The organism is Leifsonia sp. L25, from assembly GCF_050632895.1.
The window spans coordinates 2,723,961-2,747,436 of the sequence record NZ_JBODRZ010000003.1 but is presented as its reverse complement, the minus strand read 5'-3'; the positions used below and the strand labels follow the sequence as shown (position 1 = coordinate 2,747,436).

The following is a 23,476-nucleotide window of genomic DNA, read 5'->3' as shown; positions in this document are numbered from 1 at the left end:
GCGTAGGTTGGTGAGGATGTCCATGCACGTGATCCACTCCGCGCGCCTCGTCGGCGAGGGTCGCACCACCCGCAACGCCTGGGTCGTGTTCGACGGCGGCCTCGTTGCGGCCACCGGCGTCGGGGACGACTGGGTCGCCGCCGTCGCGTCCGACGCCGGCACGGTGGTCACCGACGCCGACGGCGCCTGGCTGACCCCGGGCTTCATCGACCTCCACGGCCACGGCGGCGGCGGCGCGGCGTTCGACGACGGCGCGGACGCGATCCGCACGGCGATGGCCCTCCACCAGCGCCACGGCACGACACGCTTCGTGGTGTCGCTCGTGACGGCGACGGTGCCGGAGCTCGCCGAGCGCGTGCGCGGTGTCGCCGCCCTCGCCGCGGAGGACCCGCGCGTCCTCGGCTCGCACCTGGAGGGCCCGTTCCTCGACGTCGGCCACAAGGGCGCGCACGACCCGTCGCTCCTGCGCTCGGCGACCACTGCTGACATCGAGCGGCTGCTGGAGGCCGCCGGCGGAACCCTGCGTCAGATCACTCTCGCGCCCGAGCTGCCCGGCGGTATGGACGCGGTGCGCGCCTTCGCCTCGGCCGGGGTCGCCGTCGCGGTCGGCCACACCGGCGCGGACTACGACCAGACCCGTGCCGCGTTCGACGCCGGCGCGACAATCCTGACGCATGCCTTCAACGGCATGGACGGCATCCACCACCGTGCTCCCGGCCCGGTCGCCGCCGCCACCCACACCCCAGGGGTGACCGTGGAGGTCATCAACGACGGCATCCACGTGCACCCGGAGGTGGTCCGGATGGCGTTCGCCTCCGCTTCCGGCCGGGTCGCGCTGATCACCGACGCGATGGCGGCGGCCGGCGAGGCCGACGGCGACTACCTGCTCGGCACCCTCCGCGTGGAGGTGCGCGACGGCGTCGCCCGGCTGGCCGAGGGCGGCTCGATCGCCGGCTCCACACTGACCCAGGACCACGCGCTGCGCCGCGCGGTGCGGGAGGTCGGCGTGACCGTCGAGGAGGCGGTGCGCGCCCTCACGGAGACGCCCGCCGCTGCCGTCGGACGCGGCGACGACCTCGGCCGCCTCGCGCCGGGGTACGCAGCGGACGCAGTGCTGCTGGACGACGACTTCCGCGTGCTGCAGGTGTGGACGGCGGGGTCGCCGGTCCCGCGGTGAGTGACGGAGAATCGCCTCACCCGCGCGGCCGCTACCCTGGACGGATGGACTCCGCCCCCGCGACCGCGACCTCCGCCCCCGCGACCTCGAATCCCGGGAATCACTGGGTGCTGACCTTCAGCTGCGCCGACCGCCCCGGCATCGTGCACGCGGTCTCCGGCGCGATCGTGGCTGCGCGGGGGAACATCACCGAGAGCCAGCAGTTCGCGAGCACCGACACCGGGCGTTTCTTCATGCGCCTGCAGGTGGAGTCCGCGGCCGACCGGGCCGAGTTCGAGCGGGCGCTCGCGCCCGTCGTCGAGCGGTTCGGGATGACGCACAACGTCGACAACGTCGGCCGCCCGTTGCGCACGCTCGTGCTGGTCTCCACCGCCGCGCACTGCCTCAACGACCTGCTCTTCCGCCAGCGCGCTGGCCAACTCCCGGTCGAGATCCCGCTGGTGCTGTCCAACCACGACGTGCTCGGCGACCTCGCCGGCTTCTACGGCGTCCCGTTCGAGTCGCGGCCGGTGACCGACCCCGAGTCGAAGGCCGCGTTCGAGGCGCGCGTCCTGGCGGCGGTCGAGGAGCACGACATCGAGCTGGTCGTGCTCGCGCGCTACATGCAGATCCTCTCCCCGGGCTGTGCGAGAAGCTCGCCGGCCGGGCGATCAACATCCACCACTCGTTCCTGCCCGGCTTCAAGGGCGCCAACCCGTATCGCCAGGCCCACGCCCGCGGCGTCAAACTGATCGGCGCGACCGCGCACTTCGTCACCAGCGACCTGGACGAGGGGCCGATCATCGAGCAGAACGTCGTCCGCGTCGACCACACCCGCAGCGTCCCCGAACTGGTCGCGATCGGCCAGGACGAGGAGTCGCGGACGCTGACGCAGGCGGTCAAGTGGTTCGCGGAGGACCGCGTGCTGCTCGACGGGGCGCGCACCATCATCTTCCGCTGACCGGCTCCGGCTGCCGCTCAGCCATGACCGGCCCGGTTCAGTAGAATGGCGCGGTGACCACGCACGACCAGCAGACCCCGATCAAGGTCGGACCCAACGACATCCTCCGCTTCGTGCTGGAGCTGTTCGCCATCGTCTCGCTGGGCATCTGGGGTTTCGTCGCGTGGCCGCTGCCCTGGAACATCGTCGTCGGCATCGGCGCCCCCGTCCTCGCGATCCTGCTGTGGGCGCTGTTCCGCTCCCCCAAGGCCGTGCTGCACGTCGACGCCTTCGTGAAGGCGCTCGTGGAGATCGTCGTGATGGGCTGCGCCGCCTTCGCCTGGTGGAGTCTGGGGCAGCCCATCGTCGCGCTGGTGTTCGCGGTCGTGGCGACCGTGAGCGGCGTGATCAACGGGCGGCGCGAGTTCGCATGACCGGCGTCGTCGTCCATGACGCCCGCAAAGTGGATGCGGGCGGACGGGTCGACGAGTTCTGGCTGGCGGCCGACGACGGCGTGATCGTCGCGACCGGCTCCGGCACGGGCTGGCACGAGTCCGCCCGCGTCCCGGGCCGCGAAGTGATCGACGCCGGAGGCCACTGGCTGACGCCCGGCTTCATCGACCTGCACTGCCACGGGGGTGGAGGGCACCCCTACGACGACGGGCCGGAGGAGATGCTCGCCGCCCTCGCGACGCACCGCGCCCACGGGACCACGCGCGCGCTCGTGTCTCATGTCGCGAACCCGCTGGCGTCCCTGCGCGAGAGCCTCGGCGTCGTGGCCGACCTGACGAAGGTCGACCCGATGGTGCTCGGCTCCCACCTCGAGGGGCCGTTCCTGGCCCGCGAGCGGCGCGGCGCGCACGACGAGGCCTTCCTCCGCGACCCGGGGCCGGAGATGGTCGAGGAGCTCATCGGCGCTGCCCGCGGCACTCTCCGTACCGCGACCATCGCGCCGGAGCTGCCGAACGCGCTGGAGTCCATCGGCGTGCTGATCGAGGCCGGCGTCGTCGTCGGCATCGGCCACACGGCGGCCGACTACGAGCAGGCGAAGCTGGCCTTCGAGGTCGGCGCCCGGCTGCTGGTGCACGCCTTCAACGCGATGAACGGCATCCACCACCGCGCGCCCGGCCCGGTCATGGCGGCGATCGAGAACCCGGAGGTGACGCTCGAGCTCATCCTCGACGGCCTCCACGTGCACCCGTCGGTGGCCGGCCTGCTGTTCCGGGAGGCGCCGGGGCGGGTCGCGCTCATCACCGACGCGATGGCCGCTGCCGGGGCGTCGGACGGCGACTACCGGCTGGGCGGCCTGAACGTCAGCGTCCGCGACGGCCTGGCCGTGCTCTCCGGCACGACGACGATCGCGGGCTCGACCCTGACGCAGGACGCGGCCCTCCGCAACGCGATCACCCGCGTCGGCCTCGACCCGGTCACCGCGGTCACCGCGCTCACCGCGACCCCGGCGAAGGCGCTCGGCGAATCGCACCGCCTCGGCCGCCTGCACGCCGGCTTCGCCGCCGACGCGGTGCTGCTCGACCACGACTGGCACGTCCGCCAGGTCCTGGCCGACGGCCGCCTCCTGTAATCCCCCGCCCGCACACCCCACTTCCCACCCCACCCCACTCCCACCCCACCCCACTCCCACTCCACTCCCACTCCCACCCCACCCCCCTCGGCTAACGGAGGACATCCCTCCTCCGGTGCCCCGGATCTCCTCCGCTCCCTGCGATTCCCGGGCGTGTCGGCTGCGAAGTCCTCCGTTGCCCACGCGCACCGGAAAGCAGTGAACGGAGGAGATCCGGCCCGGGAGCACCCCGAAAAGCAGCGAACGGAGGAGATCCTGGCCGGAAAGGGCCGGATCTCCTCCGTTCGCGACGGGGCAGGGGAAGGGGAGTCGGCGGTTACAGCTTCTGCCAGGCGGGTTTGTGGTCGTAGGCGTACCGGTAGTAGTCGATGTTGCGCAGCCGGGAGGCCGCGGCCTCGTCCACGAGCACGGTCACGTGCGGGTGGAGCTGGATGGCCGAGCCCGGGTTGGAGGCCGACACCGGCCCCTCCACCGCACCGGCCAGTGCCTCGGCCTTGCCCTCGCCGAACGCCAGCAGCATCAGGTGCCGTGCTCGGAGGATCGTCGAGAGGCCCTGGGTGATGCAGTGCATGGGGACGTCGTCCTCGCTGGCGAAGAACCGCGCGTTGTCCTTGCGGGTCTGCTCGGTCAGCGTCTTCACCCGTGTCACCGACGCGAACGAGGAGCCGGGCTCGTTGAACCCGATGTGCCCGTCGGTGCCGATGCCCAGGATCTGCACGTCGACGCCGCCGGACTCGGCGATCGCCTTCTCGTAGTCGGCGCCGGCGTGCTCGATGGTCGCGAGAGCGCCGTTCGGGACGTGGATGAGCGAGGGGGTGAGGCCGAGCGGCTCCACGACCTCCCGGGTGATCACCGCCCGGTAGGACTCGGGGTGCCCGGCCGGCAGGCCGACGTACTCGTCCAGCGCGTACCCGCGCACATGCGACACATCGGTGCCGGACGCGGCGATCCGCCGGGCCAGCGCGCGGTAGACCGGCAACGGGGTGGACCCGGTCGCCAGCCCCAGCACCGCGTCGGGCTTGGCGGCGATCAGCGCCTGGATCGACTCCGCCGCGAGTTCACCCGCCGCGTCCGCGTCCGCCACCACCACGACTTCAGCCATCTGCTCCTCCAACGAGCGCCGCACCCAGCGCGGCAACAGGTGTTCCTTCGGGGACGAGGCGCACTCGCCGGGACAGCGCGAGCGACGCGAGGAACGGGGACGTCTCCGCCCATCCGTCGAGCACCTCGTGGACGTCGCAGAGCAGCCGGTCCCCGAGATGACTCAGGCCGCCGCCGATCACCACGGTGTCGACGTCGACGGTCAGCACGAGGACCCGCACCGCTGCGGCGATGCCCTCCGCAAGCCTAGCCTTGATGACCCTCGCTTCCCGGTCGCCCTCCGCCGCCGCGGCGAACAGCGAGCGCGCCGGGAGCTGGTCGTCCGTGCGCCACTGCCGCGCGACGCCGGAGCCGCTGGCCACCGTCTCCAGGCAGCCGCGCTGACCGCAGCCGCAGAGCGCACCGGCCGGGTCGACCGGGAGGTGACCGATCTCGCCCGCGACGCCCGACGCGCCGCGCCAGAGCCGGCCGTCCACGACGATGCCGGCGGCCATCCCGGTGCCGAGGTTGAGGTACGCCATCGTGCCGCCGAGGCCGAGCACGTGGAAGGCGCCCAGCGCGGCCGCCTTCACGTCGTTCTCGACGCGCACGCCGACGCCCAGCCGGCCTTCCAGCTCGCCGCCGAGCGCGAGCCGCTCGACGCCCAGGTTGACCGCATGTGCGACGTGCCCGGAGGCTCGGTCCACCATCCCGGGGATGCCGATGCCGATGGAGGTGAAGCCGCCGGCCGGGAGCCCGGTGAGCTCCGCGATCCTGGCCACTGCGGTGACGGCCGTCTCCACGACCGCCGCGTGACCGAACCCGGTCGCCAACCGGACCCGTTGCGCGAGACCGCCCACATCGTCGACGGCGACGGCGTCGGTCTTGGTACCGCCGATGTCGATGCCGAGCCTCACGTGGCGCGCCCGTCCACAGCCTCCGGAGCGGTCGCCGAGGCAGCCGTCGTCGGCTCGCCGTCGAGCAGCTCGATCAGCGCACGCCCGACGAGCCGGGAGGCGCCGAAGGTCGCGATGTCCGCGTACCGCCGGTCGTCGTCGGGCCAGCCCATGTCCACGACGAGCACGCTGTCCCGCTCGGCGCGCAGCCGGTCGATCGCCGCGCGCGCGAACGCGTGCCGGTGGTTGTCCTTGCCGACGACGAGCACGGGCGACTGCGCGGCGAGCACGAGGTCGGGATGGTCGCTCTCGGTGAACACGACCAGCGGGTTGGCCGCGAAGGCAGACGCCGCGCTGTCCGGCTCGGCCGCGACCTCCGCGAACGGACCCCACGGCGCCTCGCCGATCGCGATGTTCGCGACGGTGTCGACCCGCACGACCGAGTACCGGCCGTGATGCGCCCGCAGCCACGACGACGCGTGCTCCGAGATGTCGAACGCTTCGACTGCGCGACCCACGTCGGCGGGATCGATGACCCCGGCACCGCCGCGCGACGCGGCATGGTGCGCGGCGCCGTCCGCCCGCACCGCCTCGGCGAGCGCGAGCACGCGCCCGGCGGCCTCCTCGATCCGGGACGCGGCCACGCGTCCCTCCGCGACCGCGGCGACGATGGCGTCCTCGATCTCCGCGAGCTGCGCGTCGGTGTTCTCGGTGCCGATGCAGAGCAGGTCGCAGCCTGCGGCGAGCGCAAGCACCGCCGCCTCCGGGATGCCGCGCTCCCCGCTCGCGCCGTGCATGTCGAGCGCGTCGGTGACGACGACACCGCCGAAGCCCAGCTCGCCGCGGAGAAGCCCCTCCACGACGGTGCGGCTGAAGGTCGCCGGGAGGTCGGGATCGATCCGCGGCAGCAGGATGTGGGAGGTCATCACCGTGCGCGCGCCCGCGTCGATGACGGCGCGGAACGGCTCCAGCTCGCGCTCGCGCAGCATTTCGAGACTCAGGTCCACGACCGGCAGCTCGAGGTGCGAGTCCGCGGCCGTGTCGCCGTGCCCCGGGAAGTGCTTGGCGCACACGGCGACGCCGGCGGACTGGAGGCCGCGCGTCCACGCTGCGCCCTGCTCGGCGACCAGCGCGGGCAGCGAGCCGAAGCTGCGCACCCCGATGACCGGGTTGTCCGCATTGGAGTTGATGTCGACGTCCGGCGCGAAGTCGAGGTTCACGCCTGCGGCGTGCAGCTCCTCGCCGACGCGGCGCGCGATGCCCTCGGTGTACGCGTCGTCGCCGAGTCGGCCGAGCACGGCGTTGCCGGGGAACGGCGAGCCGGTCTCGTAGTACAGCCGGGTGACGTCGCCGCCCTCCTCGTCGATCGCGACGATCGCGTCCGGGTTGGCGGCGTAGATCGCGTCCGTGAGCTCGCGGAGCTGCGCCACGGACTCCACGTTCTGGCCGAACACGCACACGCCGCCGAGCCCGTTCCGCAGGCGCTCCTCCAGCCACGCGGGCAGGGTGGTCCCCAGGAAGCCGGGGAGGAGGGTCGCCGCGATGCTGCGTCGGAGGGCGGTGTCGGTCGCGCTGGGCTCGGTGACCGACAACCCGCTCACCCCTTGACCGCCCCGCTGACCAGCCCACTGGTCATGCGGCCCTGGACGATGAGGAAGAAGATGATGACCGGCACGGCCACGAGTGTGGAGGCCGCCATCACCTGGCCCCAGTCGGTCGCGCGGGACGCGGACTGCTGGATGAAGCCGCGCAGCCAGAGCGGCAGCGTCTGGCTGCTGTTCTCCTGCAGGATGACCAGCGCGACCGTGAACTCGTTCCAGGCCTGCAGGAAGGCGTAGACGCCCGATGCGACGAGGCCCGGGGCGAGCAGCGGGAAGGTGATGCGCAGGAACGCCTGCGTGCGGCTCAGCCCGTCGACCATCGCCGCCTCCTCGAGGTCGGCGGGGATGCCGGCGACGAAGCCGCGCAGCATCCAGATCGTGAAGGGCACGACGGCCGCGATGTAGATGATGCTGACGCCGATGACGGTGTTCAGGAGGCCGAGCGAGCCCATCAGCTTGTACTGCGCGATGAACAGACCCTCCGCGGGCAGCATCTGGATGAGCAGCACGGCGAGCACGAACGAGGTGCGACCGCGGAACCTGAACCGGCTGATCGCGAGCGCCGCGAGGAACGCGAACGCCAGGCAGAACACGACGGTGACCAGCGCGACCACGACGCTCATCCCGAGCGCCGGGAAGAAGGTCCCGCCGTTGACGACGGCGGCGAAGTTGTCGAACGAGCCGCCGAACGGCAGCCACGTCGGCGTCGAGCTCTGCAGCACGACGTTCGGCAGCAGCGACGAGTTCAGCATCCAGTAGACCGGGAAGACCCAGATCAGCCCGAGCACCACGGCGAGCGCGCCGAGGAGGATGCGGCCGGGGCGGACCTTCTGCTTCAGCTTGCGGTCGCCGACGCCGGTCGCGGCGCCCACGGTCCCGTTGGCGACGGTGGTCATGACTGGTCCTCCTTGAGCAGGTGGCGGACGTAGAACCAGCTCAGGGCGATGGTCAGGATGAGGACGAACACCGAGACGGCGCTGGCCATCGCGAAGTCGCTCGATCCGACGCCGAGCTGGTAGATGTAGGTGCCGAGCAGGTTGGTCTCGCTTGCGATGGAGCCTTTGTCCTGCAGCAGCTTGATCTGGGTGAACACCCGCAGGTCCCAGATGATCTGCAGCAGCAGCACGATCCCGAGCACCGGGCGGATCATCGGCAGGATGATGTACCGCAGCCGTTGGACGCCTTTCGCGCCGTCCATCTCGGCGGCCTCCAGCACCTCGCCGGAGACCTGGGTGAGCCCGGCGTAGACCGAGAAGGCGACGAACGGCACGCTCATCCAGGTGACGATGACGCCGGCGACGAAGAAGAACGAGAGCGGGTTCTGCAGCCAGTTGTGGTTCTGGAAGTCCAGCCCCCAGGAGGTCAGCACGTTGTTGATCACTCCGCGGCGCCAGTCGAACAGCCAGTTCCAGACGGTCATCGCGGCGACGACGGGCATGGCCCAGGCGAGCAGGAGCGTGATCTGCAGGAAGATCCGTGGGAAGCGCGAGATGCCCGACATCAGGAGGGCGAGGCCCACGCCGATCACGACCGTCACGCCCGCGGTGGTGAGGCAGAAGACGATGGAGCGGCCGACCACGATCCACATGTAGGGATCCGAGAAGAGTGTGACGTAGTTGTCGAACCAGACGAACGGCGCCGGCCGGCCGAACTGCTGGGCGAGGCCGAAGTGCTGCATCGAGGTGATGAGCTGCCAGACGATCGGGTAGCCGAGCGCGAGGAGCAGGATGAGGATGGCCGGCAGCAGCAGGGCGTAGGGCGTGAGCCGGCCTCGGCGCTTGCGCGGCGCGGACGGAGCGTGGGCGCTCGCGGTCGGCGGGGCGGTCACGGGTTCGCTGGTCGTGGTCACTGCGGTCCTCCTTCCGGGTGTTGAGAGAAGTCTGGGTTGCTGAAGATTCTGGGGGGCAGGAGCGAGGGCGCGGAAGGGTGGTGCTGCTTCCGCGCCCTCGCCTGCAGGGTGGCGCCAGATCGAGCCGATCAGCCGTTCTTCACGTTGAGGAGGGCGTTGATCTTGGTGTCGTACTGCTGGGCGAGGCCCTTCAGGTCGGACGAGTCGCGGATCTTGGAGAAGAACTCCTCCATCACGTTCGCCGCCTCGACCGAAGCCCAGCCCGGCGCGGCCGGAGTCAGCTTGGAGTGGGAGGCCGACTCGATGAGCGCCTTCGCGAACTGGTCGTTCCCGAGCGAGGACATGTCGTCCGAGTTCGCCGGGCCGAGGCCGTTCTTGCCGAGCATCTCCTGGTACTGCTTGCTGAAGATGATCTTCAGCAGCGTCTTGGCCAGGCCCGGGTTCTTGGACTTGGCCGAGATGCCGATGTTGGAGCCGCCGGCGAAGACCGGAGCCGGCTTGCCGTTGGTGCCCGGCAGCACGTAGGCGCCGAAGGTGTTGTCGTTCCAGGTGCGGACGGCCTTGCCGTTCTGGGTGGACAGGTCGCCGATCGACCAGTGCGCCCAGCTCGGAGCCATGATGGTGGCGGCGGCCAGCGAGGTGTCGCCGGTCTTGTTGCCGTTGGCGTCCACCGTCTGGTCGGTGTCGTTCAGGTAGATGTACTGGTTCGAGTCCTTGGCGTCGTTCGGCGCCTTGGACGCGTTCTTGTAGATGTCCTGAAGCTGCTGGAGACCCTTCAGCGAGTTCGCCGAGTCGAGCGTGGCGACCCACTTGGAGCCGTCCTTCTTGGCGATGTCACCGCCGTTGGCGAAGATCCAGGAGATGCCGTCGCGCCAGTCCTGGCCGCCGAGGAAGAAGCCGGAGAAGTTCGGGATCCCCTTCGGGTTCTTGGCCGTGATGTCGGCGACGGTGCTGTTGAACTGGTCGAGCGTGGTCGGCACCGAAGCGCCGGCCGCGTTGTAGACGTCCTTGCGGTAGAACATGTAGCGCGAGCCGAAGTAGTACGGCAGCGTGTAGTTCTTGCCGTCGACCTTGCCCGCGTCCACGAAGGACTGGAGCAGCTTGCTGCCGCCGAGCTCCTGGTACATGTCGGAGACGTCGAGGAAGGCGCCGACGTTGGTGAAGGTCGGCGACTGGGTGTTGCCCATCTCTGTCACGTCCGGCGTGTTGTTCGCGTCGGGAAGGGACGTGGTGAGCTTGGTGACGATGTCTCCCCAATCCTGCTGCTCGATCTTGAGCGTGGCTCCGGTCTCCTTGGTGAACTCGGTCTTCAGGTAGTTGCGCAGCGCGTCCGGGGTGTCCGAGCCGACGAGCCACAGGGTGACCGTCTTGCCCTTCCCATCGGTGCTCGGAGCCTGGGCTCCGCCAGAGGCGCATCCGGCGAGCACGAGAGCGGAAGCCGTAGCCACAGCGGCGAGGCCGACGAGCTTTCTCTTCATTGCTGTTCCCTTCATTCGTTTCGGGCTTTCTTCGGTGGTCGGTGTCTGCGGTCGCAGCACACCGTCGGTGCAGGGGTCGTGGATCGGGCGGTGCTGTGTCACGAGACCCCGAGTTGTCCGGAGAGGACGAGTACGGCCGCGCCGCGCAGGACGATGTCCTGCCCCTGCGTGGTCATCCGGACCGCGAGGTCGGCGTGGTTCTCCGCCATCGTCCGGTTCCGGAGCGTGTGGATGGTCGCCTCGGCGAGAGGGCCATCGAGCAGTTCGGTCGGGCCGCTCAGGACGAGCTCCGACAGGTTGAGCGCGCCGACCACCGGCGCCAGGGAGATGCCGAGCCGCTGGCCGGCCTCGCGGAGCACCGGAGTGGCGTCGCGCCCCGCGGCCTCGGCCTCCCGGATGCCGCGCTGGAGCTGCGGCACGCTGAGCCAGTGCTCGAGCACCTGCTCGCGGGTGTAGGTCGCATCCAGGCCGAGGTCGGTGCCGACCATGACCTGGCCGATCTCGCCCGCGGCGAAGTGGCTGCCGTAGACGAGTGTCCCGGCGATGATCAGGCCGGCGCCGATGCCGTGGCCGACGCGGATGAGCATCATGTCGCCCGTCGCGCCGCCGTAGCTGTGCTCGGCGAGCACCGCGGCGTTGGCATCGTTCGCGACGACGACCGGGAGGCCGGTCAGCCGGTGAAGGTCGTCCTGCAGCGGCACGTCGGTCCAGCCGAGATTGGGCGCGGTGAGGATGGTGCCGGTGAGGTCGACGACACCGGGCGAGCCGACGCCGATCCCGAGGATCGGGGCGGTGGCCGCGGCGACGAGTTGCGACACGAGCGAGCGGACCTTGACGAGGGCCGCCTCCCCGGTGGCGGACTCCCCGTCGCCGTCTTCGAGCGGGACCTCCGCCGAGTCGACCAGCTCGCCGTCGAGGTCCATGACGGCGCCGCGGAAGCGGTCGTGGTCGCTGAGGTCGACGCCGACGATCTGGTGTGCCGTGCGGTTGATGTCGAGGAGGACGGCGGGCTTGCCCGGCCGGGCGGCCTCCCGCTGGCCGAGCTCCACCACGAGGCCCTCGGCTAGGAGTTCGGCGACGAGGTCGGAGATGGTGACGCGGGTGAGGCCGGTCTCGCGGGCCAGGTCGGCCCGGCTCCGCTCCCCCGAACGGTAGAGGGTCTGGAGCACCAGCGACCGGTTGTGGCTGCGGGCGTGCTCCGGGAGGACCTTCGAACGCGGACGGAGCGCCCTGCCGGGGCCGAGGCTTCCGGTGCCGCCGAGCACGTCCGTTGTGGTCATGTTTGTTAGTAAAGCTTACGAACAAAAGAAGTGCAAGCTCCGACTTCAAGTCGTTACACTCCGAGCGTGAACACCCCGTCATCCGCTCCCGCCCGCACGCCCTTCGACCTGACGGGCTCCCGCGCCCTGGTGACGGCCGCCAGCCGCGGCCTCGGCCGGGAGATCGCCCTCGAACTCGCCGGCCAGGGCGCCGATGTGGTGCTCGGCGTGCGCGACCCGGACGGCTCGGCGGCACTGGTGGAGGAGTTGTCGTCGTTCGGGGTGACCGCGCGCGCCCTCCGGATGGATGTGCTCGACCTCCCGGGTTGCCGCGCCGCGATGGACGAGGTCGCCGCCGAGCTCGGGCCGATCGACATCCTGGTCAACAACGCCGGCGGCGGCGTCGACGCGCCGGCCCTGGAGGTCACGGAGGACGACTTCGAGCGGGTCTGGCAGCTCAACACGCGCTCGACGTTCTTCCTGTCCCAGCACGTCGCGAAGAGCATGCTCGCGAACGGCGGCGGCGCGATCGTCAATGTGGCGTCGCAGGCCGGCCTCGTCGCGCTGCCGGGCGAATCGTCCTACTGCGCCGCGAAGGCCGCGGTCGTGCACCTCACCCGCTGCCTGGCGGTCGAGTGGGGGCAGTACGGCATCCGGGTCAACGCGGTCGCGCCGACCTTCATCGAGACGGACGGCACGGCGAAGGCGCTCTCGGACGACGCGTTCCGCGCCGACACGATCGAGCGCATCGCGGCCCTGCACCGGATCGGGGCGCCTCGGGAGGTGTCGGGCGCGGGTCGCGTTCCTGGCCTCCCCCGCCGCTTCGCTGATCACCGGCCAGACGCTCGCCATCGACGGCGGCTGGACCGCGCGATAACTCCGGCCTTTCGCGCCGAATGTCGCCTTACGCGACGTGAAAGGCGACATTCGGTACGAGTCGAGCGGGTCAGACCTTCGTGACCGCCCAGTTCTGCAGGCGCGAGCTCGCGATGTCCGTGACGTCCTTCAGGAACAGCGCCTTCCGCGGGAAGTAGTCGTACGCCGATCCGTTGCGGGCGTAGTTCGTGGTCCCGTTCGCGAGCTGACCGTAGTTGGGACGACCCCAGGTGACCACGCTTCCGTCCATCAGCAGGGCCATCGACGAGTTGTCGCCGAACGCGAGCTTGGTCACTCCGTCGAGCTGTTGGCCGTCCGCATACGTCGGGCTCACCGGTGCGTAGACGGCCGCTGTCGTGCCGTTTCCCAGAGCGCGGCTGGACGGCCGGCCCCACGTGCGCACCGTGGTGTCCGCGAGCACAGCGCCGAGCTGGTAGCGGTTGGCGGCGATGGACACCGCGCTGTCGATGCCGGAAACGCGCACCGGAATGGTCGCGCGACCCGTGCCGGTGCGCCCGTCGCCGAGCGAGCGGTACGCGCCGGTCCCCCATGCATAGACGAGGCCGGACTCGGCCAGCGCGATACCGCCGTAGGTCTTTCCCGCGACCTGGATCCATTTCTCCGCCGTGGGCAGCTGCACCCGCACGGGCACGCCGCCTCCGGCAGCGTTCGTCCCGCCGTCCCCGCGAGCGCCGTTCCCTCCGTAGCCCCAGGCCCAGACCGTGTTGTCGCCCCGGACCGCGTACATCGTGTTGTACCCGCCCGAGATCTTGATGACATCGTCGATGCGCACCTTGCTCGGAACGGAGCGCTGCACGCCGCTGGTGCGGCCGTCGCCGTTCAGACCGTTACGGCCGTCGCCCCGGCTGAACACCTCGCCGGTCGCGGTCAGGACGGACGTGTTGAAGTAGGTGCCCTCGACCTGCACCGGACTCGCGGCCGCGACCTCGGCGCCGAGGTCGAGGAGCACCGGGGCGCTGCGGTTGACCCTCCCCTGGGGCTCCAGCGCGTAGTAGGTGCCGCGCCCCCAGCCCCAGACCTGGTGGTCGCGGTCGACGATGAAGCCGCGGTCACCGTGCGAGTGACCGAGGTGCTCGGTGGCGACGCTCTCAGCGAGACCGACGGCCACCGGCAGGGTGGTGTTTCTTCCGACGACGCCGATGCCGGTCGCTCCGGGCGCGCCGTTGTAGCCCCATCCCTGCAGGGCGAGCAACTGGGAGATACGCAGAATCGCCCCGGCCGTGGCACTGTTACCGTCCCGCGTGACGATTGCGGTGACCGCCAGCAGACCCGATGGGTGGCCGACGGTGACGACGGACGGCGTCGCGAGCCCGGACGCGTCGGTCACGACCGCCTCCGTCAGAACGCCGCCCGCGAAGGTCGCGGACGGCTCGCGGCCGCCCCCGCCCGTGGTGGTGTCGTCTTCACCGGTCGACGTGTCGTCGTCCTCGAGGCCGTCCTCGTCGCCCGCGTCCGTCTCCTGCTGGCCGATCGTGAAGATGACCGTCGCACCCGCGACCGGGAGACCGTTCGAGGTGACCATGAGTGCGACGCGGCCACTGGTGCTCTCGTCGTATGCGCCGTCCGGGACGGTCGAGTAGACGGGGCTCGTGAACTCCGCCGCGAGGGGCGGCCCGTCGGGCGGCACTGACGAGGCCGCGGCGGGCGACGCGACGGACAGCGCGATCGCCGGGGCCACCCAGGCGGCGGTCTTCGCGACCGTCCGTCGCGAGATCCCCGACACCTCAGCGGGCGCGGTCGGGGAAGAGAGGGTCGCGTCGTTCGCGCGCGTGCCCTCGTCGTCGTCATTGCGGTTGCGTGTATTGATGGTGGCCTCCAGCGACCCGATTGGAAAATATCGATCATGATATTTTGACCTGACGCATCACCGCGGCGACGGGCGAGTACCGCCTGGATCCGCGTGAGCACGTGCACCCAGATGAAACAGGGAGCGAGGGGGTCACCTGCGAAATAGCCCGCATGCCCCCGCGATTCGGGCACGAAAAACCGCCCAGGGCGCGAGACGATGCTCGCGGCCCGTGGGCGGTTCAGCGGACGCCGGGCACTCAGGCCATGCGGGCCTTCAGATTCTCGCTGATCGCGTCGAGGAACTCCTCGGTGGTCAGGAACTTCTGCTCCGGGCCGACCAGGAGGGCGAGGTCCTTGGTCATCTTGCCCTGCTCGACCGTCTTCACCACGACGTCCTCGAGGGTGTGGGTGAAGTCGATGAGGTCCTGGTTGCCGTCGAGCTTGCCGCGGTGCGCGAGGCCGCGCGTCCAGGCGAAGATCGAGGCGATCGGGTTGGTGGAGGTCGGCTTGCCCTGCTGGTACTGGCGGTAGTGGCGGGTCACCGTGCCGTGCGCGGCCTCCGCCTCGACGACCGAGCCGTCCGGGGTGGTGAGCACGGAGGTCATCAGGCCGAGCGAGCCGAAGCCCTGCGCGACGGTGTCGGACTGGACGTCGCCGTCGTAGTTCTTGCAAGCCCAGACGTAGCCGCCCTCCCACTTGAGGCTGGAGGCGACCATGTCGTCGATCAGGCGGTGCTCGTACGTGAGGCCGGCCGCGTCGAACTTCTCCTTGTACTCGGTGTCGAAGACCTCCTGGAAGAGGTCCTTGAACCGGCCGTCGTAGGCCTTGAGGATCGTGTTCTTGGTCGACAGGTAGACCGGGTACTGGCGGTCGAGGCCGTAGTTGAACGACGCGCGGGCGAAGTCGCGGATGGACGCGTCCTGGTTGTACATGCCCATCGCGACGCCGGCGCCGGGAGCCTGGTAGATCTCGAAGGACTTGGCCTCGCCGCCGTCGGCCGGCTGGAAGCTCATGGTCAGCGTGCCCGGGCCGTCGAACGTGAAGTCGGTGGCGCGGTACTGGTCGCCGAAGGCGTGACGGCCGATGACGATCGGCTTGTTCCAGCCCGGCACCAGCCGCGGGATGTTGGAGATGATGATCGGCTCGCGGAACACGACGCCGCCGAGGATGTTGCGGATGGTGCCGTTCGGGCTCCTCCACATCTTCTTGAGGCCGAACTCCTCGACGCGCGCCTCGTCCGGAGTGATGGTGGCGCACTTGACGCCGACGCCGTGCTTCTGGATGGCGTGCGCCGCGTCGATCGTGATCTGGTCGTCGGTCTCGTCGCGCTTCTGGATGCCGAGGTCGTAGTACTCGAGGTTCACGTCGAGGTACGGGTGGATCAGGGAGTCCTTGATCGCCTTCCAGATGATCCGCGTCATCTCGTCGCCGTCGAGCTCGACGACCGTTCCATCAACCTTGATCTTGTCCACTGGTTCTCCTGAGGTCTGTGCCGTTTTTCAGCCGGAGACAGCTTACCCGAGTCCGGCAACTATCTTGACATCGAGACAGTTTTGTCAGCCTCCGGTCAGCCGGGTCCAGCCGACTATGCGAGGATCGCCTCGCACGTTACCCTTTCGTTTATGGCTGAGTTGAGACTGGAAGAGTTGAGCGCGAAGACCGTCGTGGCGGCGAACGCGCTGTCCCTGAAGCCCGGCCAGGAGCAGTTCATCGCTCCCGTGTCCTACTCGGCTGCGGCCGCCGTCGCCGACCCGTCCACGTCGTGGCAGCGCGTCGTTCTCGACGGCGACGACGTCGTCGGCTTCATCATGGGCGACTTCAACCCGTACGCCGAGCACGACGAGTTCAAGGCGATCCTCTGGCGCATCAACGTCGACGCCGACGACCAGGGCCGCGGCATCGGCACCTTCGCGGTCAAGGCCCTCGCCGACGAAGCCCGTGACCGCGGCGTCTCCCGGCTCCACGTGATCTGGGAGTCCGGCGAGCTCGGCCCCGAGCAGTTCTTCCTGCGCACCGGCTTCACGCCCATCGGAGAGACGCAGTACGGCGAGACCATCGGTGCCCTCGACCTCTGAACCCGCTGAGTCCGCTTCACCGGCGTCCGGCGCCGACTTCGCCTCCCGCGTCCTCGCCGTCGTGGACAGCATCCCGCCCGGCCGGGTCATGACCTACGGTGACGTCGCCGCCGCGCTCGGGTCGCGCGCCGCACGGATGGTCGGCCAGATCATGGCCTACTACGGCGGCGACGTGCCATGGTGGCGCGTCGTGCGCGCGAGCGGGCACCCTCCGGCGAACCACGAGCACATCGCGCTGGAGCATTACCGCACCGAGGGGACGCCCCTTCTCGGCGGCGGGAAGTCGCCGTACCGGGTGGATCTGAGGACGGCGCGGCACGACACACGCTGAGATCATCCCCCGATCGATGCGAGCGTTCAGCTTCATGGTGTTGACTGGACGGGTCTGTCCATGTGAACCCGTCCAGGAGCGTCCGTGCCCCGTACCCGTCGACTCGGCCTCGCCGTCGCCGCCGTCCCTCTCGTCGCCGCCCTCTCCGGGTGCTCGGTCGTGGCGGCGTTCACCCCGCACGTCGATCCCTCCATCTACGACACGGCCAAGGACTTCAGGGCCGCGGACACCGCGCGCATCGGCTCGCCGTCGTTCGTCCCGAGCGACGCGACCGTGATCCGGGTCGACTACGACACGCAGAGCGGCGAGGCGATCATGACCTACATCTCTCCGGAGCTGCTCAAGAAGGACGTCTGCAAGCTGACGAACGTCGCTCCGCCGAAGCCGACCATCCAGGACAGCTGGTGGCCCATCTCCGGCATCCCCGCGAACGCCTCGTACTCCTGTCCGGGAGGCTGGAGCGCGTTCGCCATCGCCCAGCAGGTCTACGCGGTCCGCCCCGCCACCTCCGGCACGAGCAAGTGACCACCCGCTGACGGGTCGCTCTCAGGGCCTGCTGCCCTCGGCAACCTGAGCCGGGAGCACGAGTTCGACGATCGTCCCGAGGCCGGCCACCGACCGCACCTCGACGTGCCCGCCGACGGTCTCCACCCGGTCTCGCAGCCCCTCCAGGCCCCCGCCCGGTTCGATGCGCGCTCCCCCGCGGCCGTCGTCCTTCACCGACACGGTCACCGCATCGCCGTCGCGGGCGACCAGCACCGAGCAGGTGCGTGCGCCGGCGTGCTTGGCGGCGTTCGCCAGGCATTCGGAGACGCAGTAGTAGATCGTCTCCTCGACCACATCCGGCAGGCGCTCGGCGGGCTCGACGTGCACCTGGACCGGGACCACGCTGCGCTGCGCGAGCTCCTCCAGCGCCGAGCGCAGGTCGCCATCGGTCAGCACAGTCGGGTGGATGCCGCGGGCGAGCTCGCGGAGCTCCCGGAGCGCGTCGGCGAGCTGCGCCGACGCCTTCTCCAGGTCGCCGACCAGCTCCTGCTGCCCCGCGGCTGCGGCCTTCGTCGTCGCGATCCGGAGGCCGATGGCCAGCGAGACGAGCTGCTGCTGCGACCCGTCGTGCAGGTCGCGCTCCAGCCGCCTCCGGGCGAGGTAGCCCTCCTCGACGATGCGCAGGCGGGACTCCCGCAGCTCCTGGATGGTCTGCTCCAGCCGCCCGCGCAGCCGGTCGTTGTCGACCGAGAGCAGCAGTGCGGACGAGACGGCGTCGAGCAACCGGTCGTCCTGGCTGAGCGCCACGTCGTGCTCGATCAGGGCGATGGGCCCCTGGTCGGAGTCGATCGCCATCGTCGACCGGCCCGGCCGCTCGGGCCGGTCGCCGTCGGGCACCGCGTCCCCGGCGCTCGTGCGGTACGCGCGCCGGTGCTCATCCCACCAGAACACGCGGAGCGAATGATCGTGCAGGGTGCGCGCGAGGCTGGACTCCCAGAGCGCCCTGTCCACCTTGTCGCGCGCGACGATGACCAGGTCGGCCACGCGCGACCGCAGCCCGCGCGCGTAGAAGACGCCGCCGACGTAGGCCGGCGGTATGAGCGCGATCGCGATCGGCGGGACGAACTGCAGCCAGCCGCTGTCCCAGCCCAGGGCGAAGCTCACCGAGTCCTGCACCGTGCCGTAGCACCACAGCAGGAGCGCGAGCGGCATCACGAACGACACCCGCCTGGCCGGCAGGGAGCTCGTGACCCAGCGCACGGCCAGCCTCCCCGCGACCGCCAGCAGAAGCACCACGCCGACGACGCGCCACGCGACGCCGAGCCAGTAGTCCGCGTCCGGGCTCGGCAGGATGGCGTACGGGTTGGTGACGCAGCCGCAGTCGGCCGGCACCGGCGACGAGAACAGCAGGATGCCGAGGAACCGCACCAGGAACGCGCCGCTCAGTGTGTACGCCACGACGCGGTCGAAGCGCGACACCAGGTGGCCGCCCGGATACGTGAGCACCAGGATGCCCACCAGCACCGCCCACAGGTCGGTGACGCCCTCCACCAGCGGCCACAGCCAGCCGATGTCCCGGGTGAGCGGGTACCAGGCGCCCGCAGCCCAGAAGAGGGCAGCGCCCACCATCAGCCAGCCGGGCGCCGCGCTGCGGATCGCCCGCCACGCGATGACGGCGCAGACGACGTAGTCCAGCGAGACCGCGACGAACACGATGGCCCAGCCGATGCCCTGCGGCCGCGGGCCGTAGTCGCCGGTCAGGGCGCTGAACACCTGCGCGAGCACGTTGGCGGCGATCGTCACCGAGACGGCGGCGGCCCGGACCCAGAGGCGTCGGGCCCCCATGATCGCCTCAGGCGTCCCGGCCGAGGAAGCGCAGCACCGCGAGCACGCGCCGGTGGCCTTCGGTGGTCTCCTCGATGTCGAGCTTGGCCATGATGTGGCCGATGTGCGACTCGACGGTGCGGAGGCTGAGGTGGAGCGCCGCGGCGATGCCCGCGTTGGAGAGACCCTCGGCCATCAGCCGGAGCACGTCGACCTCCCGCGACGACAGCGACTCGATCGCGGCCTCCGCCGACCGTGCGGACACCAGCACCTGCACGACCTCCGGGTCGACGACCGACCCTCCGGCCGCGACGGTGCGCACGGCGTTCACCAGCGTGTCGGCGTCGGCGACCCGGTCTTTCAGAAGATAGCCGGTGCCGCTGCCGGCGCTCATCGCCCGGATGGCATACGCGGCCGTCGTGTACATGGAGAGCAGGAGGACGCCGACCTGCGAACCGGACGCCCGCAGGGTCTCAAGAGCGCGCAGGCCCTCGTCGGTGTGCGTCGGCGGCATCTTGATGTCGAGCACCACGGCGTCCACGCCGGCGTCGTCCGCGAGCACGTCGAGCGCCTGCTCCGCCGTGTCCACCGACGCCACGACCTCCACGCCGCCCGCGCGCAGGATCTGCCCGATCCCCTCGCGGAGCAGCACAGCGTCATCGGCGACTGCGACCCGGAGCGGGCGGGTACCCGAGTTGTCTCCCCCGACCACGCGCTTACCTTAGCAGGCCGCGAATCGCCGCTGTCTGCTCCGCGGTCGGACACGCGCTCACCTGAGCAAACCACGAATCGCGCTGTCTGCTCCGCGGTCGGACACGCGCTCACCTGAGCAGGCTGCGAATCGCCTCACCGCTCAGTTCCGCCTTGGTGATGAAACCGTCCGCCCCGCTGTCGGACACGCGCGTGCCGTAGTCGCGCAGCGACCGGCTCGACGTCAGCACGACCACGGCCCCGGTCTCGTGCATCGCGGTCACCAGGTCGAACCCGTTGGCGTCGGGGAGGCCGACGTCCATCAGCACCACGTCGGGGGCGAGGGTGCGGCTGAGCTCGACGCCGCCGGCGCCGGTCTCGGCGTCCCCGACGACGGAGAAGCGCTCGAGCGTGAGGAGCTCGGCCGCCTGAGCCCGGAACCGTGCGTGGTCGTCGACGATCACAACACGGAGGCACATGCCTCGATTCTCTCCGGCGCCGCCGCGGAGTCGCATCCGTGCCAGCACGCATCGGCAAACCGGTGACCCCCGGATGCGGGCCGCCGACCACCGGCAGGAACATATGAGTCAAGCTCAGCAAGACCGGAAAGGCCCGCCGATCAGCCTGAGGAACCCGAGGAGAACGCGATGTCCGCCCCAACCCGAACCGCCTTCCCGAACGGCGCCGCCCGAACGGCCGCCGAGGCGGTGGCGGCGGACCTCGGCCGCCTCCCACTGGTCGTCCTCGACCTCGACCGCGCCCGCCGGCGGTACACCGCTCTCCGGGACGCCTTCCCCTGGGTCGACGTGCTGTACGACGTCAGCGCGCTGGCGCACCCCCGGCTGCTGGCCGCCATCGCGGACGCGGACGGCGGCTTCGCCGTCGCCCACGACCAGGCGCTCCCCGCGCTGCTCGCCGCCGGAGTCGGCGGCCGGCGCATCCTGCACGCCACTCCGGCCACCCACCCGCACGAGTCGCGCGGCGCGTACGACGCCGGAGTCCGCCACTTCGTGGTCGACGGATCGCACGCGGTGGAAAGCTTCGCCGGGGCCCCCGGCGACCTGCGCGTCCTCCTCCGGCTGCGATCGGGGCTCCCGCCCCGGCCCGCGCACCGCGCCGCCGGCGGGATGGCCCCGGACGAGGCGGTGTCCGCAGCCGAGGCCGCACGCGGGCTCGGCGTCCGGATCGCGGGGCTTTCCCTCACCGTGCCGGAGGACGGCAGCCCCGCCGAGTACGTGGCGGAGATCGTCCGGGCGGTCGGCGTTGCAGCCGACATCGAGGCGGCCACCGGGTGCCGACTGCACATCCTCGACCTCGGCGGCGGCTTCCCCGGCCGCGGCGGCGAGCGTCCTGCCGACCGGGCGGAACTGGCGCGGGCGATCCGCGGCATCGTCGCCCCAGCGACCGCGGGCGTCACCGTGACCGCCGCGGCCGGGCGCGCGGTCACCGCGGGATGCGTGGCCGTCGTCACCGACGAGACCCGGCGCGACGTCGACCCGGCGACGGCCGGCGAGTTGATCGACGCGGGGGCGGAGGTCGTGGTGCTCGACACCGGCTCCTCGCCGCTGCACCACCTCCCGCTGCTCCGCCTCCCGCTCAGGCGCGGCGGCGGCTCCCAGCACCGCGTCGTCCGAAGGGCGCCACGCGACTGATCCGCACAGACCTGGCCGGCGACGGGCCGTCAACCCAACCCGTATCCAACCCCTTGGCCCGTCCCGACCACGGCGACAAGCCCCGGAACCCTCATCGAGGGGCCGGGGCTTGTCCGTCGTGCCGTGTATCGTGTGGGATGTGAAATTGCTATCCATCCTCACGGCCGGTGCGGTGCTGAGCGTCTCGGCTGTCCCCGTGGTCGGCGCCGCACCCGCCGCCGCAGCCCCTTCCGTCTACACCGTCACCGGCACCGTCTTCCACGACGCCGACCGCGACGGCGTCCTCTCGCTCGGCGACCTCCCGCTCGCGCAGGCCGCGGTGGAGCTCTACGGCAGCGCGGAGGACGCCGCGTCCCGCATCGGCGCACTGCGCACCGTGACCACCAACGCGCTCGGCGTCTATACGGCGGCCAAACTCCCCGCCGGCAGGTATTACGCCGCCGCGAGCGCCGAGGGCTACCGGCCGGGGGCCGTGGCCGAGACCACTGTCCAGGGCCTGTCGCTGATCGGCGTCGCGGACGTCGCCGCCACGAAGCAGACGGACCTCACCGCGACGGTGTTCGACGACAGCAACGGCAACGGTGTCGCGGACGCCGGCGAGGGCAGCCTCAACGGCAGGACGCTGATCTTCATCGACGTCCTCGCCGCCAAGAAGGCGATCGAAGACGGCTCGCTGGCCTCGATCGACGTCGGCTCGGCGGTCGCCGGCGCCCTCGGCGGCTCGCTCGACCTCGGCGACGCCATCCGGTTCCGCACGACCGCGAACGGTCAGCCCCTCACCTTCGCCGACGTCCCGGAGGGCGCCTACGTCGTGATGCGCTCGCCGTTCAACCTGACGTTCGGCGACCTCCTCGCGAACACCTCCCGCGTCACCGCGCTCATCGACCTGATCAGCTCCGGCAGCGCCGACGAGCTCCTCGCGATGGACCCGGCTCTGCTGTCCACGGGCGACATCAGCACGACGCCGCGCAACGAGTACCTGAACAGACTCGCCTCCGGGCTCTCCCGCGCGGTCGCCGCGGTCGACCAGGCCGACACCGAGAAGCTGCTCGGGGCGGACGCGTCCGGGCGGCTCGGTTCCCTCACCGGCACGGTCGCCCAGGTCGCCGCCCTGATCTCCGGCATCCCCGCCACGCACTTCGCGGTGGTCGACCACTGGGGAACCGGCTACCAGCTCACCGACCTGAAGGTGAAGAAGACGACGAACTTCCTCTTCGGCGTCCGTCAGCCGGTCAGCCTCACCGGCACCGTGTTCAACGACTCGAACGCCAACGGCAAGAAGGACGGCCTCGAGACCTCCGAGTCGGTGACCCTGACCGCGTACCGAGCGGACGGCACCGTCCTGGGCAGCACCACCACGCCGTCACTCATCGGATCGTACAAGCTGGGCGACCTCCCGTACGACACCGACATCTACGTGGGCCTGAGCGGCACCGCCAAGACGCCGTCGGTCCGCTACTCGGGCGAGGTTCCGGCCGCGCTCACCGACGTGACCCTGATCGGCCTGTACCGTCTCGCCGGCGAGGAGACCCGCAACTCCCTCTCGCAGGACATCGGCCTCGCCACGCTGACGGCTCCGACCGCGACCGTCGGCGCCGTGTCGGCGTCGGGCACGGCGACGCTCACGCTGACGAACAAGACCTCGGCGGTCGTGAGCATCGGCTACAGCCTCAACGGCGGCGTGAGCACCGCGTCGACGGTCCCCGCGAAGCCCCTCATCGGATCCGCCGGGACACGCACCATCACCCTCACGGGCCTGACGCCCGGCGAGAACACGGTGGCGATCGACTGGTCGGCCGGCGTCTACGAGGGCGGAACCGTGACGCTGTCGGTCCTCCGCTGATTCCCGCCGACAGCACGAAGGTCCCGGAAGGAACGATCCTTCCGGGACC

21 protein-coding genes and 1 pseudogene are annotated in these 23,476 nt (G+C 70.8%); 10 read left to right on the top strand and 12 right to left on the bottom strand.

Annotated features, from left to right (window positions below; translation table 11 throughout):
• The first annotated feature begins 16 nt into the window (after window positions 1-16).
• The 4 genes and pseudogenes from nagA (ACRAWC_RS17815) to nagA (ACRAWC_RS17800) all read left to right on the top strand — a co-directional run bounded on the left by nagA (ACRAWC_RS17815) (window position 17) and on the right by nagA (ACRAWC_RS17800) (window position 3,678).
• Window positions 17-1,177: an N-acetylglucosamine-6-phosphate deacetylase gene (nagA, locus tag ACRAWC_RS17815; protein ID WP_431348914.1), complete on the top strand. Its 1,161-nt coding sequence runs from the start codon at window positions 17-19 to the stop codon at window positions 1,175-1,177.
• A 44-nt stretch (window positions 1,178-1,221) separates the two neighbouring features.
• Window positions 1,222-2,117 (top strand): annotated as a pseudogene (gene purU / locus ACRAWC_RS17810) (formyltetrahydrofolate deformylase).
• A gap of 53 nt (window positions 2,118-2,170) precedes the next feature.
• Entirely contained in the window at window positions 2,171-2,530 is a 360-nt protein-coding gene (locus tag ACRAWC_RS17805; protein WP_431348913.1) for a YrdB family protein, read from the top strand.
• Window positions 2,527-3,678, top strand: a complete 1,152-nt coding sequence (nagA, locus tag ACRAWC_RS17800) for an N-acetylglucosamine-6-phosphate deacetylase (RefSeq protein ID WP_431348912.1) — start codon at window positions 2,527-2,529, stop codon at window positions 3,676-3,678. Before ACRAWC_RS17805 ends, nagA (ACRAWC_RS17800) begins: the two co-directional genes overlap by 4 nt.
• 316 nt (window positions 3,679-3,994) lie before the next feature.
• On the opposite strand, the gene ACRAWC_RS17795 is transcribed toward nagA (ACRAWC_RS17800), so the two are convergent.
• From ACRAWC_RS17795 to ACRAWC_RS17765, 7 genes are all read right to left on the bottom strand, one after another.
• Window positions 3,995-4,780, bottom strand: a complete 786-nt coding sequence (locus tag ACRAWC_RS17795; protein WP_431348911.1) for a glucosamine-6-phosphate deaminase — start codon at window positions 4,778-4,780, stop codon at window positions 3,995-3,997.
• Complete coding sequence (locus ACRAWC_RS17790; protein WP_431348910.1) at window positions 4,773-5,675, bottom strand: ROK family protein; 903 nt, start codon at window positions 5,673-5,675, stop codon at window positions 4,773-4,775. The genes ACRAWC_RS17795 and ACRAWC_RS17790 overlap by 8 nt, the downstream gene beginning before the upstream one ends.
• Window positions 5,672-7,255 carry a glycoside hydrolase family 3 protein gene (locus ACRAWC_RS17785; RefSeq protein WP_431348909.1) on the bottom strand — a complete coding sequence of 528 codons (1,584 nt, stop codon included), beginning with the start codon at window positions 7,253-7,255 and terminating at the stop codon, window positions 5,672-5,674. Before ACRAWC_RS17785 ends, ACRAWC_RS17790 begins: the two co-directional genes overlap by 4 nt.
• Complete coding sequence (locus ACRAWC_RS17780) at window positions 7,252-8,151, bottom strand: carbohydrate ABC transporter permease (RefSeq protein ID WP_431348908.1); 900 nt, start codon at window positions 8,149-8,151, stop codon at window positions 7,252-7,254. Before ACRAWC_RS17780 ends, ACRAWC_RS17785 begins: the two co-directional genes overlap by 4 nt.
• The gene (locus ACRAWC_RS17775; RefSeq protein WP_431348907.1) at window positions 8,148-9,104 is read right to left on the bottom strand and encodes a carbohydrate ABC transporter permease; all 957 of its coding nucleotides are present in this window, start codon (window positions 9,102-9,104) and stop codon (window positions 8,148-8,150) included. Before ACRAWC_RS17775 ends, ACRAWC_RS17780 begins: the two co-directional genes overlap by 4 nt.
• 128 nt (window positions 9,105-9,232) lie before the next feature.
• Complete coding sequence (locus ACRAWC_RS17770; protein WP_431348906.1) at window positions 9,233-10,582, bottom strand: extracellular solute-binding protein; 1,350 nt, start codon at window positions 10,580-10,582, stop codon at window positions 9,233-9,235.
• 98 nt (window positions 10,583-10,680) lie between these two features.
• The gene (locus tag ACRAWC_RS17765; RefSeq protein WP_431348905.1) at window positions 10,681-11,862 is read right to left on the bottom strand and encodes an ROK family transcriptional regulator; all 1,182 of its coding nucleotides are present in this window, start codon (window positions 11,860-11,862) and stop codon (window positions 10,681-10,683) included.
• 66 nt (window positions 11,863-11,928) lie between these two features.
• Between ACRAWC_RS17765 and ACRAWC_RS17760 the strand changes: the two genes are divergently transcribed.
• The gene (locus ACRAWC_RS17760; protein ID WP_431348904.1) at window positions 11,929-12,801 is read left to right on the top strand and encodes an SDR family NAD(P)-dependent oxidoreductase; all 873 of its coding nucleotides are present in this window, start codon (window positions 11,929-11,931) and stop codon (window positions 12,799-12,801) included.
• Here ACRAWC_RS17760 and ACRAWC_RS17755 read toward each other — a convergent pair.
• Both ACRAWC_RS17755 and ACRAWC_RS17750 read right to left on the bottom strand, forming a co-directional pair.
• On the bottom strand, window positions 12,788-14,461 hold the full coding sequence (locus ACRAWC_RS17755; RefSeq protein WP_431348903.1) for an RCC1 domain-containing protein: 1,674 nt from the start codon (window positions 14,459-14,461) through the stop codon (window positions 12,788-12,790). The genes ACRAWC_RS17760 and ACRAWC_RS17755 overlap by 14 nt on opposite strands.
• A gap of 322 nt (window positions 14,462-14,783) precedes the next feature.
• Complete coding sequence (locus ACRAWC_RS17750; protein ID WP_431348902.1) at window positions 14,784-15,998, bottom strand: NADP-dependent isocitrate dehydrogenase; 1,215 nt, start codon at window positions 15,996-15,998, stop codon at window positions 14,784-14,786.
• 150 nt (window positions 15,999-16,148) lie between these two features.
• Here ACRAWC_RS17750 and ACRAWC_RS17745 point away from each other — a divergent pair, with 150 nt between their 5' ends.
• The 3 genes from ACRAWC_RS17745 to ACRAWC_RS17735 all read left to right on the top strand — a co-directional run bounded on the left by ACRAWC_RS17745 (window position 16,149) and on the right by ACRAWC_RS17735 (window position 17,457).
• A complete protein-coding gene (locus tag ACRAWC_RS17745; RefSeq protein WP_431348901.1) occupies window positions 16,149-16,601 on the top strand; it encodes a GNAT family N-acetyltransferase in 453 nt (150 codons plus the stop codon).
• Window positions 16,585-16,932, top strand: a complete 348-nt coding sequence (locus tag ACRAWC_RS17740; protein ID WP_431348900.1) for an MGMT family protein — start codon at window positions 16,585-16,587, stop codon at window positions 16,930-16,932. The genes ACRAWC_RS17745 and ACRAWC_RS17740 overlap by 17 nt, the downstream gene beginning before the upstream one ends.
• An 84-nt stretch (window positions 16,933-17,016) precedes the next feature.
• On the top strand, window positions 17,017-17,457 hold the full coding sequence (locus ACRAWC_RS17735) for a hypothetical protein (RefSeq protein WP_431348899.1): 441 nt from the start codon (window positions 17,017-17,019) through the stop codon (window positions 17,455-17,457).
• A 21-nt stretch (window positions 17,458-17,478) separates the two neighbouring features.
• Here the strand turns inward: ACRAWC_RS17735 and ACRAWC_RS17730 are convergent, their stop codons facing one another.
• From ACRAWC_RS17730 to ACRAWC_RS17720, 3 genes are all read right to left on the bottom strand, one after another.
• Window positions 17,479-19,263, bottom strand: coding sequence for a sensor histidine kinase (locus ACRAWC_RS17730; RefSeq protein ID WP_431348898.1), 1,785 nt, complete (start codon window positions 19,261-19,263; stop codon window positions 17,479-17,481).
• A gap of 7 nt (window positions 19,264-19,270) precedes the next feature.
• Entirely contained in the window at window positions 19,271-19,954 is a 684-nt protein-coding gene (locus ACRAWC_RS17725) for a response regulator (protein ID WP_431348897.1), read from the bottom strand.
• A 109-nt stretch (window positions 19,955-20,063) separates the two neighbouring features.
• Window positions 20,064-20,411 (bottom strand): response regulator, encoded by a 348-nt coding sequence (locus ACRAWC_RS17720; protein WP_431348896.1) that lies wholly within the window; start codon window positions 20,409-20,411, stop codon window positions 20,064-20,066.
• Between the two features lie 168 nt (window positions 20,412-20,579).
• Between ACRAWC_RS17720 and ACRAWC_RS17715 the strand changes: the two genes are divergently transcribed.
• Both ACRAWC_RS17715 and ACRAWC_RS17710 read left to right on the top strand, forming a co-directional pair.
• Window positions 20,580-21,584, top strand: a complete 1,005-nt coding sequence (locus ACRAWC_RS17715) for a hypothetical protein (protein WP_431348895.1) — start codon at window positions 20,580-20,582, stop codon at window positions 21,582-21,584.
• Between the two features lie 139 nt (window positions 21,585-21,723).
• Window positions 21,724-23,427 (top strand): hypothetical protein, encoded by a 1,704-nt coding sequence (locus ACRAWC_RS17710; protein ID WP_431348894.1) that lies wholly within the window; start codon window positions 21,724-21,726, stop codon window positions 23,425-23,427.
• Window positions 23,428-23,476 lie beyond the last annotated feature (49 nt).